This window comes from Streptomyces sp. NPDC097619 (assembly GCF_040302735.1).
Taxonomy (GTDB): Bacteria; Actinomycetota; Actinomycetes; order Streptomycetales; family Streptomycetaceae; genus Streptomyces.
Map to the genome: position 1 here is coordinate 1 of NZ_JBEOSD010000081.1, position 17634 is coordinate 17634.

At 75.5% G+C, this 17634-nt stretch carries 12 protein-coding genes and 1 pseudogene; 5 read left to right on the forward strand and 8 right to left on the reverse strand.

The features are described 5' to 3' along the window. Positions 1 to 1977: 1977 nt before the first annotated feature. Positions 1978 to 3444, reverse strand: a pseudogene (locus ABTZ17_RS21790) (S8 family peptidase); the annotation flags it as partial. 409 nt (positions 3445 to 3853) lie between these two features. Here ABTZ17_RS21790 and ABTZ17_RS21795 point away from each other — a divergent pair. Continuing rightward, positions 3854 to 4339 carry an NUDIX domain-containing protein gene (locus ABTZ17_RS21795; RefSeq protein ID WP_352197335.1) on the forward strand — a complete coding sequence of 162 codons (486 nt, stop codon included), beginning with the start codon at positions 3854 to 3856 and terminating at the stop codon, positions 4337 to 4339. A gap of 92 nt (positions 4340 to 4431) precedes the next feature. Further along, positions 4432 to 4950, forward strand: a complete 519-nt coding sequence (locus ABTZ17_RS21800) for a GNAT family N-acetyltransferase (RefSeq protein ID WP_352197336.1) — start codon at positions 4432 to 4434, stop codon at positions 4948 to 4950. A 23-nt stretch (positions 4951 to 4973) separates the two neighbouring features. On the opposite strand, the gene ABTZ17_RS21805 is transcribed toward ABTZ17_RS21800, so the two are convergent. Further along, positions 4974 to 5633, reverse strand: a complete 660-nt coding sequence (locus ABTZ17_RS21805; RefSeq protein ID WP_352197337.1) for a TetR/AcrR family transcriptional regulator — start codon at positions 5631 to 5633, stop codon at positions 4974 to 4976. Between the two features lie 105 nt (positions 5634 to 5738). On the opposite strand from ABTZ17_RS21805, the gene ABTZ17_RS21810 reads away from it, so the two are divergent. After that, positions 5739 to 7391: an ABC-F family ATP-binding cassette domain-containing protein gene (locus ABTZ17_RS21810; protein ID WP_352197338.1), complete on the forward strand. Its 1653-nt coding sequence runs from the start codon at positions 5739 to 5741 to the stop codon at positions 7389 to 7391. Between the two features lie 63 nt (positions 7392 to 7454). Next, complete coding sequence (locus ABTZ17_RS21815) at positions 7455 to 8375, forward strand: Vgb family protein (protein WP_352197339.1); 921 nt, start codon at positions 7455 to 7457, stop codon at positions 8373 to 8375. 30 nt (positions 8376 to 8405) lie between these two features. On the opposite strand, the gene metX is transcribed toward ABTZ17_RS21815, so the two are convergent. The 5 genes from metX to ABTZ17_RS21840 all read right to left on the reverse strand — a co-directional run bounded on the left by metX (position 8406) and on the right by ABTZ17_RS21840 (position 15207). After that, complete coding sequence (gene metX, locus ABTZ17_RS21820) at positions 8406 to 9575, reverse strand: homoserine O-acetyltransferase MetX (RefSeq protein WP_352197358.1); 1170 nt, start codon at positions 9573 to 9575, stop codon at positions 8406 to 8408. Beyond that, positions 9572 to 10933 carry a bifunctional o-acetylhomoserine/o-acetylserine sulfhydrylase gene (locus ABTZ17_RS21825; RefSeq protein ID WP_352197340.1) on the reverse strand — a complete coding sequence of 454 codons (1362 nt, stop codon included), beginning with the start codon at positions 10931 to 10933 and terminating at the stop codon, positions 9572 to 9574. Before ABTZ17_RS21825 ends, metX begins: the two co-directional genes overlap by 4 nt. Before the next feature lie 455 nt (positions 10934 to 11388). Continuing rightward, positions 11389 to 12423 (reverse strand): hypothetical protein, encoded by a 1035-nt coding sequence (locus tag ABTZ17_RS21830; protein WP_352197341.1) that lies wholly within the window; start codon positions 12421 to 12423, stop codon positions 11389 to 11391. Continuing rightward, positions 12420 to 13718 carry an MFS transporter gene (locus tag ABTZ17_RS21835; protein ID WP_352197342.1) on the reverse strand — a complete coding sequence of 433 codons (1299 nt, stop codon included), beginning with the start codon at positions 13716 to 13718 and terminating at the stop codon, positions 12420 to 12422. Before ABTZ17_RS21835 ends, ABTZ17_RS21830 begins: the two co-directional genes overlap by 4 nt. A gap of 79 nt (positions 13719 to 13797) precedes the next feature. Next, on the reverse strand, positions 13798 to 15207 hold the full coding sequence (locus tag ABTZ17_RS21840; protein WP_352197343.1) for a CBM96 family carbohydrate-binding protein: 1410 nt from the start codon (positions 15205 to 15207) through the stop codon (positions 13798 to 13800). A 302-nt stretch (positions 15208 to 15509) separates the two neighbouring features. Here ABTZ17_RS21840 and ABTZ17_RS21845 point away from each other — a divergent pair, with 302 nt between their 5' ends. Beyond that, positions 15510 to 16550 (forward strand): vWA domain-containing protein, encoded by a 1041-nt coding sequence (locus tag ABTZ17_RS21845; RefSeq protein WP_352197344.1) that lies wholly within the window; start codon positions 15510 to 15512, stop codon positions 16548 to 16550. 93 nt (positions 16551 to 16643) lie between these two features. Here the strand turns inward: ABTZ17_RS21845 and ABTZ17_RS21850 are convergent, their stop codons facing one another. After that, positions 16644 to 17393: a GntR family transcriptional regulator gene (locus ABTZ17_RS21850; RefSeq protein ID WP_352197345.1), complete on the reverse strand. Its 750-nt coding sequence runs from the start codon at positions 17391 to 17393 to the stop codon at positions 16644 to 16646. Between the last annotated feature and the right edge of the window lie 241 nt (positions 17394 to 17634).

Here is a 17634-nt window from a genome sequence, read left to right on the forward strand (position 1 = left end):
ACCAGCAGCACCCCGGCCCCGGGGACGAGCACGAAGACCTGGAGGTAGCGGACGAAGCCGGGGAGCGCGGTGTACGGGTCCCCGGCTGCCCAGGTAGGCGTCCCGGATCGTGACGGCGGAGGTGTTGCCCTGCCCGTCCGTGACCCGGGCCCGGAAGGACAGGCTCTCGCCCGCCGCCGGGTTCCGCACGGACACGGCGCCGTCCTTCACGGTCAGCCGCTGCCAGGTCTTCCCCCGGTCACGGCTCACCGACACCACGAGGGAACCGAGGTTCCCGTCGGCCGCCGCACCCTGCACGGTCACCGGGACCCGCACCGTACGACCCGCCGGGGCGCCCGAGGCGAGGTCCACCGGGACCGCGAAGCGGACCGTGGAGACCGGCAGCGCCGTGGTGTCCGTGACCGGCCCGGAGCGGAAGGAGAAGCTCGCCTCGACCCGGCTCGCGGTGCCGGCGACCTCCGCCGACCGCTCCACGACGGCCGTCAGCCGGTACGCGGCCTCTCCCGCGCCGACCGTGAACGGGACGTACCCGCTCAGCGGGTCGTCGTTCTCGGCGACCTCGACCCCGTCGCGGTACAGCACGGAGCGGACCTTCGTGAACGTGGAGAAGCCCGGGTGGCCCCGCCCGTCGGCGAGCAGCGGCACGGAGGCCACCAGGTGCTGCTCACCCGTCTCCGGGTCGGGCGCGGTGCGGAACACGCCCCGGCCCGTGGTCAACAGCGGCCCGAACACGGCGGTGTTGAAGGTCTCCCGGTAGGTGCGGCCGGCCTCGTAGCGCTGCGGGACGACGGTCTCGTGGCTGCTGTCGAACACCGGGAAGCCGTGCTCCCCGGGGGCCCCGTACTGGTCGGAGCGGGTGGTCCAGCGCACCCCGTCGGCCGTGGACAGGTAGAACGTGCGGGTGGACGGCGCGGCCATCGGAGCGGCGTAGCCGTTGCCCAGGGGCGCGCCCGGCAGCTGCGGGAAGGGCGCGGTGAACACCGTCTTGCCGGCGGCGGAGGCCCCCGCCGACACCTTCAGCACGGCGAGCCCGGAGCGCTTCACGTGCCGCGCGTACCCGGTGGCGAGCTTGCGCACCGCACCGCCGAAGGCCACGGCGTACTGGGCCGTCGCGCCCTTGAGGAAGTGCGCGTCCCAGGTCTGCAGCAGGGAACCGTCGGTGACGGCCGGACCGGCGTGCGCGGTGCGGAAGCCCGTGAACCCGCGCAGCACCCAGCCGTTCCCGACCCGGCCCGCGGGGGTGGCGCGCTCGTAGTACGAGCCGCCGAAATCGGCGCGGGCGATGCCCGGCACGGTCAGGTCCACCGGCTTCGTGGTGCGGGCGTCCGCGGTGATCCGGGTGGCGCGGGTGACCTCCAGCTTCGGCCGGGAGATCCAGTCCGAGCCCGCCGCCAGGTCCGAGGGGTCCCGGTACACGGCGGTGTCCAGCATGTACGAGCCCTTGGGGACGCGGACCGTCTGCGCGCCGGGCACGCTGTCGATGCGAGTCCCGAAGCCCTTGGCCGGGCCGTCCACCCCGACCAGGGTGTGCGTGTAGTGCGCGGCCTCGGCCCCGTCCCGGTCCAGGGCCCGCAGGGTCAGGTCGTAGGACTCGGCCTCGCGGACCGCCGTGGCGGCCGTGCGCACCGACTGACCCGGCGCCGCGGCCGTCACGTACCCGGTGAAGGTGCCGTCGGCGTCCCCGACACGGGTGTCGGCGGTCAGCGCCACCTCGGCCCGGCCGCCCGCCGGCACCGTCACCCGGTCCGCGCCCAGCCGGAAGAACCCCTCCGGGGCCGGTCGGCCCGCCGGGTCCACCCCGGCCACGGACAGCTCCAGCGTGACGTCGGTGGTCCCGAGGTTGCGGTAGCCGACCTTCCGGGTGACCGGCTCGTCGTCGGCGTGCGGCCAGCGGGCCGTGCCGAAGGTCAGGGACACCGGGTCGGCGATCACGCTCTGGGACAGCGCCCGGTCCACCCGGATCCGACCGGTGCCCTGCTGGTAGGCGGTGTACGGGCCGCCCTCGGTGGAGGCGGTGAGGGCGCCCTTCAGCTCGACGGACCTCCACCGCGGGTGCCGCTGCTTGAGGAGGGCGGCGGCCCCCGCCACGTGCGGGGTGGCCATGGAGGTGCCGTCCAGCGAGAGGTAGCCGGGGGTCGGGTGCGGGATCCCGGGCCGGGTGTCCAGGGCGCTGCCCGGGGCGGCGGCCGCGGTGACGGCCACGCCCGGCGCGGTCACGTCCGGCTTCACGGCCCCGTCGTCGAGGCGGGGGCCGGTGCTGGAGAAGGGGGCGAGGCGGTCCTCCTTGTCCACGGCGCCGACGGTCAGCGCGGCGTCCGCGGTGCCCGGCGAGCCGAGCGTGGACGCGCCGGCCGTCCCGTCGTTGCCGGCGGCGACCGCGAACAGGACGCCCCGCTCCGCGGAGAGCCGGTCGACGGCCGCCTCCAACGGGTCGGTGCCGGGGGAGTCCGGGCTGCCCAGGCTGAGGTTGACGATGTCCGCGCCCTCGGCGGCGGCCCACTCCATGCCCGCGACGATCGCGGAGTCCTCCCCGTACCCCTCGTCACCCAGCACCTTCCCGCTGATGAGCTCGGCACCGGGGGCGACCCCCGCGAGCCGGCCGCCCGAGGCGGCCCCGGTGCCGGCGGCGGTGGAGGCCACGTGCGTGCCGTGTCCCACCCGGTCCGCGGTGTCGGGGGAATCGGAGAAGTTCCGCTCGGCCTTCACCCGGCTCGCGAGGTCCGGATGCGTGCGGTCCACCCCGGTGTCGAGGACGGCGATCCGCACCCCCGTCCCGTCGTACCCGGCCTGCCGGACCCGGTCCGCCCCGATCTGCGGGACGCTGCGGTCCAGGCTCGCCCGGCGCACCCCGTCCAGCCAGACCCGGGCGATCCCGGACGCGGTGGCCCGTGCCCCGTCCCGCCGGCGGTCCGTGAGGGCCTTCCACACCCGGGCCGCGTCCGCCGGGGAGGTGCGCACGGCCTCGGCGTTGAGCGTCGGCAGGCTCCGGCGCACCTTCGTGGTCCCGGCGGCGCGCAGCCCGGACCGGGCGGGGGCGGCGGCCCCCGCGTACTGGACGATCAGCTTGAGGCCGTCGCCGTGGCTGCGTCGCAGGGCCGGGTCGGCGAGCCCGACCACGTCGAACAGCCGCTCGTCCAGGCGGCCTTCGGCGATCAGCCGCTCGGCGTCGGCGGGCAGCAGCAGGGTGCGGTCCCCGGTGCGCTGGATCCGTACGGGCACCCGCTCGCGGCCCGCGGCGGGCTCGAAGCCCACCACCCGGCCGCCCGGGGCCACGAGCACCCGGTCGCCCGTGACGAGCGGGATCCGCTGGTGGCCGCCGGTGGTCGGGACGGTTCCGGCCGCGGGTTCCGCGGTCGTGGTGACGGCGGTCGCGGGACCGGTCACGGTCGTGGCCAGGACCGCCGCGGCGGCTGCCGCGACGGTCAGGGCGCGTGCGGGACGCACTCGTGCGCGCAAGTCTCCCCCAGGAGCTCAGGGCTGAAGTGGATGATCAGGGTCCGGCCATGGGGCAGAGCGCCGCCGCCGGTCCGCGCAGTATGTGCGGGCCGAGGGAGGTGATCAACAGCGCTCGGTCGCGGCCGCGTCCGGGTGCGCGGTTTCAAGTCAGCCGCGGCTCCCCGGGTTTGACGGGACGTGGACCGTCCCGTGACCGTTGCGTGACGGCCGTGCGATGGCCCCGCGACACCGCCGGAGGGCGGGGGCCCGGATTCCGCTCCGGCACCGGGCGGACGGGTTCCATGGCGCCGTCCGGCCCCATGCTCCGCGCCGTCGAGGCAAGTTGGCCGCATACCGCCGTGTCCGCGACCCGCCGAATCCGGTGGCCCCCTCGCATCGCGGCGCCTAGCCTGGATCGATGTCCTCCGTGAAACTGCGCCACTCCGTCCGTGCGATCGTCCTGGACGAGGAGGACCGGATCCTGCTCTGTCGCTTCTCCTTCCCCGACCGGGCCGTCTGGTCCGTGCCCGGCGGGGGAGTGGAGCCCGGCGAGGAGCGGTACGCGGCCCTCCGCCGCGAGATGCGGGAGGAGACCGGCCTGCGGGTGACCGGCGAGCCCCCGCACGTGTGGCGGCGCAGGGTGCTCGACCCCGGCTACGCGGAGGGCTACGACGGGGTCCTCATGGACTACTTCCTGGTGCGCGCCGCCGCCTTCCGACCCGCGGGCAGCCTCTCCACGGAGGAGTTGGCCGCCGAGAACATCACCGGGTTCCGCTGGTGGCGGCCCGAGGAGATCACCGGATACCGGGGCCCCGACCTGTTCGGGCCCCGCGCCCTCGGTGAGCTGCTCACCGGCCTGCTCCGCGACGGCGCCCCGGCCCGCCCGCTGGAGTTGGACCGGTGACCGCGGACCGGCCCGGACCGGGCCCGGTCGGTGGGCCCGCGCCCGGTGCGGGACCCGATCCGAGCGGGGCGGCCGAGGACGCCGCGCGGTCCGTGGTGTTCCGCACCGCCCGGCTCACGGTGCGCGCCTTCCGCGCGGCCGACACGGCCGTCGCCTTCGCCCTGTGGTCCGATCCGCAGGTGTGCCGCTTCACCGGCGACCGGCCGGCGGTCGACCCGGAGGAGACCGCCGCCGACATCCGCCGCTGGCGGACCGTGGCCCTGCGCGGGCCCGGCTGCGGATTCTGGGCCGTGGAGGCCGAGGGCGCCGGATTCCTCGGCGACGTGTACGTGCGGCCACTGGACGGGGCGCCCGGGGAGCACGAGATCGGCTGGCACCTCGCCCCCGCCCACTGGGGCCGCGGCTACGCCACGGAGGCCGCCCTCGGCGCCGTCCGGTACGCCCGGGCCGCGGGGGTGGGCCGGCTGGTCGCCCTCGTCGCGCCCGGTCACCCCGCCTCGGCCCGGGTGGCCGAGAAGGCCGGTCTCCGCTTCGAGGGCCGCTCCGACCGCTACGCCCCCGGTGAGCCCCCGTCCGAGGTGTACGCCCTGGAACGCCCCGGCCGCGCCTGAGGCCCGCGTCCCCGGTCGACCCGCTAAGGGTGGGCCGCGCGGGCCGCCCCGCCGAAAGCACCCGCCCGGGCGGCGGCCGCGGCCGCCGCGGCGGCCCGAGCGGGCAGCCCCGGGTCCGGTCCCGTCCGCAGCAGCAGGAGCTCGTGGTAGAGCGGTGCGGTCGCGGTGACGAGCAGCGCCCGCGCGTCCACCGGCGCCGCCAGCTCGCCCCGCGCCACGGCCCGGGACACCGTCACGGCGCAGCGGGCGTACCGGTCCTCCCAGAACCGGGACAGGGCCGCGGCCGCCGCCGGCGAGCGGAACCCGGCCGCGATCAGGGCCGTGGTCAGGGTGGGCCCGCCGGCGGCCAGTGCCGTGTGCACCTCCTCGTTCAGGGCCGTCAGGTCGCCCTCCAGGGATCCCGTGTCGGGCGGGTCCCAGCCGTCGTCGGCCGCCGCGTCGAGGAGGTCGGCCAACAGGCGCCCGACATCGCCCCAGCGCCGGTAGACCGTGGTGCGGTGCACCCCTGCCCGTTCGGCCACGGCGTCCACGGTCAAGGCGTCGTAACCGGCCTCCAGCAGCAGGGCGCCGGCCGCTTCCAGCACCCGGACGCGGACCCGTGCGCTGCGGCCCCCCGTGCGCCGTTGCTTCGCGGGCGTGCCGTCCCGGCCGGAAAGTGCTGTTGCCGCCGCGTCCTCGTCCATGTCAGGATCTTAACGCAACATCTGTCGCTTTAAGGGAGAGTCCCATGGAGATCCGCCGCCTTCCCGCACCGCCCGCCCCCGCCCCCGCACCCCCGGAGCCGCACCGTGACCGCCCAGCTCACCGCCACTGACCTCACCAAGTCCTACGGGGGCCGCCCGGTCCTCGACTCCGTCACCCTCTCCGTCCGCCCCGGCGAACGCCTCGGCATCGTCGGCGAGAACGGATCCGGCAAGACCACCCTCCTGCGGCTGCTCGCCGGCGCCGAACGACCCGACCACGGCGAGGTCTTCCGCCACGCCGAGGGCGGCACCGGACACCTCGCCCAGGAGGAGGACCTGCCACCCGGGCTGACCGTCCACGCGCTCATCGAGCGCGCCCTCGCCCCTCCGCGGGCCCTGGAAGCCCGCCTGCGCGCCCTGGAGGCCGGGATGGCCTCCGGCGACACCTCCGCGACCACCCTCACCGACTACGCCGACGCCCTCACCGCCTTCGAACTCCGCGACGGGTACGGGGCCGAGGCCCGCCTGGAGCGCGCCCTCCACGGGCTCGGCCTCCCGGCGCTGCCCCGCGAGACCCCCGTGGACCGCCTCTCCGGAGGCCGGACCGTCCGCCTCCGCCTCGCGGCCCTGCTCGCCGCCGACCCCGAGCTCCTGCTCCTCGACGAACCGACGAACCACCTCGACGACGCCGCCCTGACCTGGCTGGAGGAGTACCTGCGGCACCGCAGGGGCACCACCGTGGTGGTCTCCCACGACCGCCTCTTCCTGGAGCGCGTCGCCACCTCCCTGCTGGAGGTCGACGGCGACCTCCACCGCACCGCCCGCCACGGCGACGGCTACGCCGGATACCTGGCCGCGCGCGAGACCGAGCGCCGCCGCCGCGCCGAGGCCCACGCCGCCTGGCGGACCGAGACGGACCGGTGGCGCGGGGCCGCCGCCGGCACCGCCCGCCGCGTCGCCCCCGGCCGGGCCCGCAAGGACGGCGACAAGATGGCCTACGACCGGGCGGCGGGCCGGGTGCAGCAGTCCCTCGCGAGCCGCGTCCGCGCGGCCGAGGAACGCCTCGCCCGGCTCCTCGCCCACCCCGTCCCCGCCCCGCCCGAACCGCTGCGCTTCACGACGATCCCCCGCACCGCCACCCCGGCTCCCGCGGCCGACGGCCCGGGGGAGCGCACCCCGCTGCTCACCGTCACGGGCGTCGCGCTGCACGGCCGGCTCGCTCCCGTCGACCTGAGCCTCGCGGCGGGCGACCGCCTCCTGGTCACCGGACCCAACGGCGCGGGCAAGAGCACCCTCCTGCACCTGCTCGCGGGCGCCCTCGCCCCCGACCGAGGAGCCGTCCACCGCAGCGGCCGGACCGGACTGCTCGCCCAGCACGCCGCGCCCGCCCCGACCGCGGGCACCCTCCTCGAAGCCTTCGCCCGGGGCCGGACCGGCACCCCGCAGGATCACGCCGAGGACCTGCTGGCCCTGGGACTGTTCCACCCGACCGTCCTCACCGCCCCGGTCCGCTCCCTCTCCAGCGGGCAGCGGCAGCGACTGGCCCTGGCCCGGCTGGTCACCGCACCGGCCGACGTCCTGCTCCTGGACGAGCCCACGAACCACCTCTCCCCGGCCCTGTCCGAGGAACTCGCGCGCGCCCTCGCGGACTTCCCCGGTGCCGTGGCCCTCGTCAGCCACGACCGGAGCCTCCGCTCCCGATGGACCGGCCCCCGCCTCGCCCTCGCCGCGCCCGAGCCCGTCGCCGCCGACCGCTGACCCGGCCTCCCCGCCGGCCCCCGCTCCCGGACGCCACTTCACGCCCCGTACGGAAGGAAACCCTTGACCACCACCGTCACCCCGCTCGGAGAGTTCACCCCGACCACCCCCGGCTCCGGGCCGTACGCCCTGTGCGCCGGACCCGACGGCCGCCTCTGGTGCACCCTCGTGCACGCCGGACGCGTGGCCCGGATCGACCCCGCCGCCGGCACCGTGGACGAGTTCGACCTGGGAGCCCCCGACTGCGGCCCCACCCTGATCACCACCGGACCGGACGGCGCCCTCTGGTTCACCCGCCACCGCGACCACCGCATCGGCCGCATCGACATCGACGGCACCTCGCGCTCCCACCCCCTGCCCGGCGGCACCGGCGGCCCGTACGGCATCGCCGCCGGACCCGACGGCGCCGTCTGGTTCACCCTGATGGACACCGACCGCGTCGGCCGCGTCGACACCGAGGGCCGGGTGCGGACCTTCCCCCTGCCGCACACCGGAGGCTTCCCCTCCTTCCTGGTGGCCGCCCCGGACGGGGCCCTGTGGTTCACCCTCAACCAGGCCCACGCCCTCGGCCGGATCACCGTCACCGGGGAGGTGGAGCTGCACCCGCTGCCCGAATCGGGCGGCGCCCCCGTCGGGCTGGCCGCCGGACCGGACGGCAGCCTGTGGTTCGCGGAGATCGCCGCCGGCCGGATCGGCCGGTACCGGCCCGAGGGCCCGACCGGCCCCGCCGCCTGGTCCTCCTGGCGGCTCCCCGACCCCGGCGCCCGCCCGCACGCCGTCACCGTCGCCCCGGACGGCACCTGCTGGTTCACCGCCTGGGGCACCGGACGCCTCGGCTCCGTCAGCCCCGACGGCACCCTCACCGAACACCCCCTCGGCGGCCCGGCGAGCGAACCCCACGGCCTGGCCTTCGGCCCCGACGGCACCCTGTACGTGGCCGAGGAACGCGGCACCGTCAGCCGCCGACGGGTGGGTCCCGCCTGAGCGGCACCCGTACCCCGGCCCGGGTGCCGCTCAGGCCGGCGCGGGCGGCCCGAGCAGTTCCCGTACCAGGGCGCCCACCTGGGCCGTCTCCAGCAGGAAGCCGTCGTGCCCGGACGCGGAGGTGACGATCCGCGGCCCGTCCGCCGACGGGATGCCCGCCGCCAACTCCTCCTGCTGGGCGAGGGGGTACAGGCGGTCCGAGTCCACCCCGGCCACCAGGGTGCGGGCCCGGACGCGGCCCAGGGCGGCCCGCGTCCCGCCGCGGCCCCGCCCGACGTCGTGCGTGTTCATGGCCTCGACCAGGGTGACGTAGCTCGCGGCGTCGAAACGGCGCACCAGCTTCGCCGCCTGGTGGTCCAGGTAGGACTCCACCCGGTACCGGCCGCCGTACCGCGGATCCTCGCCCTCCTGAGGGAAGTGCCCGAAACGGGACTGGAGTTCCGTCGCCGACCGGTAGGTGATGTGCGCGATCCGCCGGGCCGTGCCCAGGCCCGCGTGCGGCCCCCGCCCCGGCCCCGCGTCGTGGTAGTGCCCGCCCCGCCAGTGCGGGTCGGCGCGGATGGCCCCCACCTGCGCGCCGGCCCAGGCGATCTGCTCGGCCGCCGCCACCGCCGGACAGGCCAACAGCAGCAGCGCGGCCACCCGGTCCGGTTCCCCCACGGCCCACTCCAGGGCCCGCATCCCGCCCATCGACCCGCCGACCACGAGCGCCCAGCGCCCGATGCCCAGCGCGTCGGCCAGCTCGGACTCGGCCCGCACCTGGTCGCGCTGGGTCAGCCGGGGGAAGTCCCCGCCCCAGGGCCGCCCGCCCGGTCCGACCGAAGCCGGTCCCGTGCTGCCCTGGCAGCCGCCCAGGACGTTCGGCGCCACCACGAACCACCGGTCGGTGTCGAGGGCCCGACCCGGGCCGACCAGAGCGTCCCACCAGCCCGCGGTCGGATGCCCCGGCCCGGCCGGCCCCGCCACGTGACTGTCCCCGGTCAGCGCGTGCAGCACCAGCACCGCGTTGGACCGGTCCGGGGCGAGCCGCCCCCAGGTCTCGAAGGCCAGCTCCACGCCCGGGAGTTCGCCCCCGTGCTCCAGCGGCAGGGGCCGGCCGGACCGGTGCCACCGGCGGCGACCCACCGGGTCCCCCGCCCGCCACGCGCCGGTGGCGGGCAGGGGACCGGCGGGAGTCCGGTGCGCGGGGGCCCGGTTCAGGACGCTTCCTTCGCCGCCCGGAACCCGGCCTCCAGGTCCGCCTTGAGGTCCGCCGGGTTCTCGATGCCCACCGACAGGCGCACCAGGCCCGGCGTGGTCCCGGTCGCCGCCAACTGCTCGGCGTCGAGCTGGCTGTGGGTGGTGGACGCCGGGTGGATGACCAGGCTGCGGACGTCCCCGATGTTCGCGAGGTGGCTGAACAGTTCCAGCCCGTCCACGAAGCGCCGGCCGGCCTCGACCCCGCCCCGCAGCTCGAAGGAGAGCACGGCCCCGGTCCCGCGCGGCAGGTAGCGGCGGCCGGCCTCGTACCAGCGGCTCGACTCCAGGCCCGGGTGGTGCACGGCGGACACCTCGTCCCGCCGTTCCAGCCACCGGGCGAGCTCCAGCGCGTTCGAGGAGTGCCGGTCCAGTCGCAGGCTCAGCGTCTCCACTCCCTGGAGCAGCAGGAAGGCCGAGTGCGGGGCGATCGCGGGCCCGAGGTCCCGCAGCAACTGCACCCGCAGCTTGGCGGCGTAGGCCCCCGGCCCGAGGGCCGGCCAGTAGCGGAGCCCGTGGTAGCTCGGGTCGGGCTCGGAGAAGCCGGGGAAGCGCTCGGGGTGCGCGCCGAAGTCGAAGGTGCCGCCGTCGACGACGATGCCGCCGATGGTGGTGCCGTGCCCGCCCAGGAACTTGGTGGCCGAGTGCACGACCACGTCCGCCCCGTGCTCGAAGGGCCGCAGCAGGTACGGGGTGGGCACGGTGTTGTCCACGATCAGCGGCAGGCCCGCCGCGTGCGCCGTGTCGGCCACGGCCCGCACGTCGAGGACGTTGCCCCGCGGGTTCCCGAGGGTCTCCGCGAACAGGGCCTTGGTGTTCGGCCGGATCGCGGCCCGCCAGGCGTCCTGGTCGTCGGGGTCCTCGACGAAGGACACCTCGATCCCGAACCGCGGCAGGGTGTGGCGGAAGAGGTTGTACGTGCCGCCGTACAGGGAGGCGCTGGAGACGACGTGGTCCCCGGCGGAGGCCACGTTGAGGATCGCCAGGGTCTCGGCGGCCTGCCCGGAGGCCAGGGCGACGGCCGCGACCCCGCCCTCCAGGGCGGCGACCCGCTGCTCCAGGACGTCCTGGGTGGGGTTGTGGATCCGGGTGTAGATGTGCCCCGGCTCCGCCAGGGAGAACAGGTCGGCGGCGTGCTGCGTGTCGCGGAAGACGAAGGAGGTGGTCTGGTAGATCGGCACGGCGCGGGCGCCGGTGGTCGGGTCGGGGGCGGCCCCGGCGTGCAGCTGCTTGGTCTCGAAGGACCAGGCGGGCGAGGCTCCGCCGGGCGACTCGCTGTCGGGGGTGTGACCTGCGGTGGCGGCGTCTACGGGCCGGCTCATGGTGCTCCTCGGTGCGGGGGCGGGGCGGGGTGCGGGTACGCGGGACCCCCGGAGCACCCGGGGCGGCGGCGCGGGGCGGCCGGGACCGGGCGGTCGCGGGGGAGGGGCGCGGGCGGCGCGGCCGGCGGGTCCTGGAAGGGGACCGGCCGGGGAAGGGGCCGTCACGGGCGGCGTCGGCCGGGATCCGTGGGTGCCGGGGCGCGGAACGGTGCCGCGCGGTGCCGCCGCGTCAGGCGGCGGGACAGGCCGTGGTCGTGACCCGCACGTAGTCCACGTGGCGGCGCATCACGAGTACGGTCATGGGGCCAGGTAACCACAACCGGTGGGGGCGCACCAGGGTCGGCGGATGACGTCCGTGTTTCGCCGTGCGGGGCCTTCCCCCTCTTCCCCGCCTCTCCCCGAAGCCGGGGTTTCCGCCCCGCCCCTCTTCCCGTGTGCTCCCCGCCCGGGTGCGCTCAGTCGCCGCTCGTGCCCCGTCCGGCAGGCAGCACCGCGGGGGAGTTGGCGCCCGGTGCGAGCAGGCGGGGGGTGCCGGTGCCGTCGGCGGGGACGGTCCAGACGTCGTTGGTGCCGTCGCCGCGCTGCAGGGAGTAGGCCAGCGTCCGATCGTCGAGCCAGGCCGCCTGGTCGTCCACCGAACCGCTCTCGGTGGTCGCGGTGCGGCGCAGGGTGTCGAGGTCGAGGACGGTCAGTCGCCAGCCCTTGGCCGGGTCGCCGTCGACCGCCTGCTTGAAGGCGATCCGGGTGCCGTCGGGGGAGAGGGAGGGGCATTCGACGCCGTCGTCGAGGACGCGCAGGGTCCGGGCCCGCAAGTCGCCCTCCGCCAGGGAGCGGACCCCGCCGCTCGCGACCGTCGCGTAGAAGCGGGAGGAGTCGCGGGCGGAGAAGGTGACGCCCCACACGTTGGTGTCCACCGCGCGGCGCGGCCGCCCGTCGCGGATCACCGTGAACTCCTCCAGGGAGCGCACGGCCCGCCCGGTGCGGGTGTCGAGGATCCCGGTGCGGGTGGAGAAGCCGCCGCCCGCGTAGGAGTCACCGCCGACGAACAGGGTCCAGCCGACCATGCGGCCGTCGGCGGAGACCCGGGTGCGGTTGGGCAGCCCGGTCAGGTCCAGGCGGCTGCGCTCGCGGCCCGCCTCGTCGAGCACGAGCAGGCGGGGCGCGCTCAGGGCGCCGGCCGGGGTGAGGCAGGCGGTGGTGCCGCCCGCGGTGTAGGCGCGGTCGCAGCGCCGTTCGGTGACGGCGCGGGCGCCGGTGGGGTCGGCGAGGGCGACGGTGGACAGCAGGCCGTTGCTGAGCACCCGCAGGCGGGCGCCGGGCGGTCCGACCGCGGGACCGGGCGAGGCCGCCGCCACCGGGTCCGTCCCCTCGCCGGGGGCCGGTTCCGCGCGGTCGCGGCCGATGAGGACGGCGGCGCAGGCCAGGGCGGCGAGGAGGGCGGTGGCCACCGCCATGACGAGCACCTTGGTGCGCTGTGCGGGGCCGTTCATGAGGGGGTGGGGGTCCTTTCGTCCGGGCCGGGCCGGGAGGCCGGGCCGGGGGAGCGGCGGGGGGAGAGGAGCAGGGCGGTCAGGACTCCGGCGACGAGCACGGCCACGGCGGCGCCCCGGCTCGCGGCGGCCGCGCCCCAGGTCTGCCAGGCCAGTCCGAAGAGGACGGAGGAGCCGAGGTAGGCGAGGGCCTGGCCGCTCTGGATCAGGGCGATGCCGGTGGTCCGCAGCCGCTCCGGCAGCACCGGGCCGGCGAGGGCCATGAGCACGCCCTCGGTGGCGGCGTAGAAGGCGCCGTTCAGGGCGACGGCCAGGACCAGCAGGGCCGGTCCGTCGAGCGGGCCGTGCAGGAGCAGGTACACCACGGCCAGCAGGGCGTAGCCGCCCAGCATCACCGGGAGCCGTCCGATCCGGTCGGCGAGGGCACCCAGGGGGGCGGCGAGGAGCAGGTAGGACAGGCTGGTGCCGACCGCGAGCAGGGGGAACCAGCCGATGGACAGGTCCTCGCGGCGTTGGAGCAGCAGGTAGACGAAGCCGTCGCCGATGGTGGCGAGCCCGAGCAGGCAGGCGGCCGCGGTGAGTCTGCGGACCGGGGCGGCGGCGAGCAGTCCGGCCGCGGCCCGCGGGGAGACGGTGCCCGCCGGGGGGCGGGGTGCGCGGTGGTCCCGGACGAACAGGACGAGGACCAGCACGCCGAGGGCCGCCACGCAGAAGCTGGTGACGAACACGGCCTCGAAGGACTGGGCGGCCGCGGTGAGCACGGCCAGCGCGACGAGCGGGCCGGCGAAGGCGCCGACGCTGTCCATGGCGCGGTGCACGCCGAAGGCCCGGCCGAGGGAGTGCTCCGGCACGGACAGGGAGATCAGGGCGTCGCGCGGGGCGGTGCGCAGTCCCTTTCCGGCCCGGTCGGCGGCGAGCACCAGACCGAGGGCGGGGGCCGAGCCGCCCGCGACGACCAGCCCGAGCTTGGCCAGGGCGGAGAGGCCGTAGCCGGTGCCCGCGACGGCCTTGCGGCGGCTGGTGCGGTCCGCCAGGTAGCCGCCGACGAGGCGGAGCAGGGCGGTGGCGCCGGTGTTGAGGCCGTCGAGCACGCCGTAGGCGGCCGGGCCGAGTTGGAGTCCCAGGACGAGGTAGAGGGGCAGGACGGCGGTGACCATCTCGGCGGAGACGTCGGTGATCAGGCTGACGGTGCCGAGGGCGAGCACGTTGCCGCCGGCCAGGGTCCACCGGCCGCGCCGCCCGGGCCCGTCGGCGTCGGCCGGGAGTTCCGTCCGGCCGATCGTGGAGAGATACACGGGGGTGACCTCCGGGGGTCGGGGCCGCGCGCCGCCCGGCCCGGAACCGGGCGGGACGGCGCGCGGCCGAGGACGGGCGTCAGTGGCAGGTGCCGGTGCCGCTGTCGTTGTAGGTCTTGCCCGCCTCGGGGACGAACTGCCAGTCGTAGCTTCCGGACCGCAGCGTCAGCTTGAGCACGCCGAAGGTGTTGTTGTTGCGGGCCTCGCTGTTGGGCTGGATGGTGCCGAAGCCGTAGAGGCTCGCGCCGCCCATCCCGGCGACGAACTGCCTCAGACCGCGGGCGGTGTCGAGCTGCCCGCTGGGGTTCTGCGGGGCGAACCGCTCGTACTGGTGGTTGTGCCCGGTGAGGACGACCTCGGCGTCGTAGTCGTACAGGGCCTTGACCAGGGGGCCCGTGGAGGGGTCGCCGGCGTGGCTGGAACTCGACGTCCAGCGGGGCTTGTGCCACAGGGCGACGGTGCACTGCTTGGTGTTCGCGGCCAGGTCGGCGCGCAGCCACTGCTCCTGGGCGGATCCGGCGGCCATGGAGGTCTCGGAGTTGAGGGCGACCACGTGCCAGGCGCCGAGGTCGTAGGAGTAGTAACCACGGCCGGAGGGGCCGGCGTTGGAGCCGAAGTAGGTGTAGTAGGCGGAGGCCCCCGAGGTGAGGTAGTCGTGGTTGCCGGGCACCGGGCGGGTGCGGGCCTTGTGGCGGCCCCAGGTGGGCTCGTAGTAGGTGGAGAAGTCGGAGGCGGTGCCGTTCGGGTAGGCGTTGTCGCCGAGGGTGAACACCGTGCCGGGGATGCCGTCGAGCAGGTCGGCGGTCACGCTGTCGCCGGATCCGGAGGTGGCGATGTCCCCCGCGCCGACCAGGACCGGGTCACCGGACGGGGGAGGGGTGCTGCCGCTCGGGCTCGGGCTGGGCGTCGGGCCGCTGCCGGTCTCCACCACGAGCTGGGGCGCGGTGGCCCCGGTCTCCCGGGAGTCGTAGTCGGCGCCGTTGCTGCTGGAGGAGGTGATGCCGATGCCGAAGGTGCCGTTGCCCTTGACGTGGGAGGTGACGTCGACCTCGTACCAGGCGTTGCGGGAGACCGAGCCGAGGGTGCCGAGGACGGCACCGTCCACGGACGGACGGCTGTTGTAGGTCACGGAGTTCTCGGACCAGGTGGTGTTCGACATGGCGCGGAAGCTGCCGCCGCTGCCGCTCTCGGCGCCCGAGACGTCGTCCACGTGGATCCGCAGGACGGCCTTGGTGACGGGCTGGGTCAGGCCCGAGACGTCGAACTTCAGGAAGGACTGCTTGACCGGGCTGTTGTCGACGCCGATCTGCTGGGCGGAGCCGTAGTTGGCGGAGGCGTTCTGCGCGTCCACGTAGGTGTCCGCCGTCGCGGCGAACGTGGCGCCGGCCGCCGAGGCGTGGGGTGCCAGGACGGTCAGGGCCGTGGCCGCGAGGGCGGCCGAGGAGAGGGTGCCGACGAGAGCCACCGTGGTGGTCTTCCGACTGGGCATGCCAAACCTTTCGTTCACGGGACGAGAGCCTGACGGAACGTAGGAGCGCCACGATGCGTGCCGGTGATCCCGCAGGGTTGCTCAGGTGTCCCTTGGGTGAACCGCGGACCTCGCCGCCCCGGTCGGGACGGCCGTCGTGCCGCCGCCAGGATGGCATGCGCGCGTCAAAAAGGAGCCGTGCGGGCGGGCCGGACCGGTTCCGCTCGGCCCCCCGCGGTCCCGGCGTCGGGGAAGGCCCGTTGTCAGTGCCGGGTGCGAGGATCGGATCACCGAAACGGAGAGCGGAAAAAGGGGAGTTCGGCATGTCCGGAAACCAGAACTACATCAATCACGTGGCCCTCGTGCTGGACGCCAGTTCCTCCATGTCCCACCTCCGCGAAAAGGTGATCGACGTCGCGGACCAGCAGATCGCCTATCTGGCCCGTCGCTCCCAAGAGCTCGACCAGGAGACCCGCGTGACCGTCTACGTCTTCTCCTATGACGTGGAATGCGTGGTCTACGACAAGGACGTGCTGCGGATGCCGTCCCTGAAGCAGGTCTACCGGACCGGCGGGATGACCGCCCTCCTCGCCGCCACCCTGAAGTCCCAGGCCGAACTGGCCCAGACGGCCCAGCTCTACGGCGACCACAGCTTCCTCACCTTCGTGCTCACGGACGGCCAGGAGAACGTCAGCCACCGCTGCCCCGGCAGCCCCTCCCGCAAGCCGGCCGAGCTGGTCAAGGCCGTGTCCTCGATGATCGAGGGACAGGCCGACAACTGGACCCTCGCCGTCCTGGTCCCCGACCAGATGGGCAAGCGCGAGGCCATGCAGTACGGCTTCCCCAAGGACAACATCGCCATCTGGGACGCCACCAGCACCCAGGGCCTCCAGGAGGCCGGCCAGGTCATCCAGGAGGCCACCGAGAAGTTCATGGTGGGCCGCACCAAGGGAATCCGCGGCTCCCGGGCCGTCTTCTCCACCGGGGCCGACGCGGTCAACAGCGACACCATCAAGGCGGCCGGTCTCCAGGCCGCCGATCCCTCCACCTACCAGCTCGTCCAGGTGGCCCGCGACGCCTCCATCAAGGAATGGGTGGTGGAATCCGGACACGAATACCGCACCGGCTGCGCTTTCTACCAGCTGAGCAAATCCGAGAAGATCCAGGCGCGGAAGCAGATCGCCGTCCTGGAGAAGAAGTCCGACCGCGTCCACACCGGACCGGAGGCCCGCGCCCTGCTGGGGCTGCCCGACGCCGAGGCCCGGGTCAAGCCCGACCAGAACGACGAGTTCACCATCTTCGTGCAGAGCACCAGCGTCAACCGCAAGCTGGTGGCCGGCACTCGCCTGCTCATCATGAACTGACGCCCCGCCGACCGCACCGGCCCCGACCGCACCGGCCCCGACCGCGCGGGACGCGCGGCCGGGCGGCGAGGGCGGGATCCGGAAAGCGCGGCCTCAGGCGTCGGGGCCGGGGCGTCGCTCCAGGGGGGCGGCGCCCGCCGCGTTGCGCACGCTGAAGGTGACGCTGCCCGCCCGGTAGCGGTCGTCCGTCCATTCGATGGGGCGACCGTCCTGATCCGAGGTCAGGTGGCGCTGTCGCAGCAGCGGGCTGCCGCGGCGCACCCCCAGCATCCGGGCGTCCTCGCTGCCCGCAGCCACGGCGTCGATGAGGTGCTCGCCGTACTGGGCCACGATCCCCGCCTCCCGGGCCAGGCTGTCCATGATGGAGACGCAGTCCTCCGCCAGGGCCTCCACCGCCGGCGCCGCCCAGGCCGCGTAGGCGGTCCGCTCCACCATGGCCGGTTCCCCGCCGAGGCTGCGCAGCCGCAGCACGTGCAGGACCTCGCTGCCCTCGGGCACCCCCAGCCGCTGGGCCTCCTCCGCGGTGGCCGCGCGGCGGGCCCGGGCCAGCATCCGACTGCCCACCTCCAGCCCCAGCCCTCGGGCCCACTGGGCGAAACTGTTCAGCTCCTCGAAACCGTGCCGCCGTTCCTGCCGCAGCACGATCCGCCGGGTCCCCTGCCGGGACCCCACCAGCCCCTCGGTGACCAGCTGGGCCACGGCCTGCCGGACGGTGCCCCGGGAGGCCGACCAGCGGGCGGTCAACTCGCTCTCCGAGGGCAGCCGCCCGCCCACCGGGTAGATGCCCGAGCGGATCGCCCCACGAATGCTGTCGGCGATCTCCAGATAGCGCGCGGTCCCCATGTCCGGCCCCCCAGTCGGTGCGTTCCTGTACACAGCCGGTCACCCTGGGTGCCGGCCCGCAGGCCACTCTAACCCCGGGTCACACCTGGTCGCCCGGTGCGGAGCCTGCTTCAAGCCACCCGCTTTCACCTGGACTTCACCCCCGGCGGCAATTCCTCCGGCGCTCGCGGGACGGTCATGTCCCGTTCATGTCCGCGTCGGTCGGCACGGGCGAAGTGGGGCCAGGACTTGTTCAGACAAG

Coding starts and splice junctions, on each gene's coding strand:
- ABTZ17_RS21795 (WP_352197335.1), top strand. CDS start 3,854: ATGTCCTCCGTGAAACTGCGCCACTCCGTCCGTGCGATCGTCCTGGAC.
- ABTZ17_RS21850 (WP_352197345.1), bottom strand. CDS start 17,393: ATGGGGACCGCGCGCTATCTGGAGATCGCCGACAGCATTCGTGGGGCG.
- ABTZ17_RS21830 (WP_352197341.1), bottom strand. CDS start 12,423: ATGAACGGCCCCGCACAGCGCACCAAGGTGCTCGTCATGGCGGTGGCC.
- ABTZ17_RS21825 (WP_352197340.1), bottom strand. CDS start 10,933: ATGAGCCGGCCCGTAGACGCCGCCACCGCAGGTCACACCCCCGACAGC.
- ABTZ17_RS21805 (WP_352197337.1), bottom strand. CDS start 5,633: ATGGACGAGGACGCGGCGGCAACAGCACTTTCCGGCCGGGACGGCACG.
- ABTZ17_RS21840 (WP_352197343.1), bottom strand. CDS start 15,207: ATGCCCAGTCGGAAGACCACCACGGTGGCTCTCGTCGGCACCCTCTCC.
- ABTZ17_RS21845 (WP_352197344.1), top strand. CDS start 15,510: ATGTCCGGAAACCAGAACTACATCAATCACGTGGCCCTCGTGCTGGAC.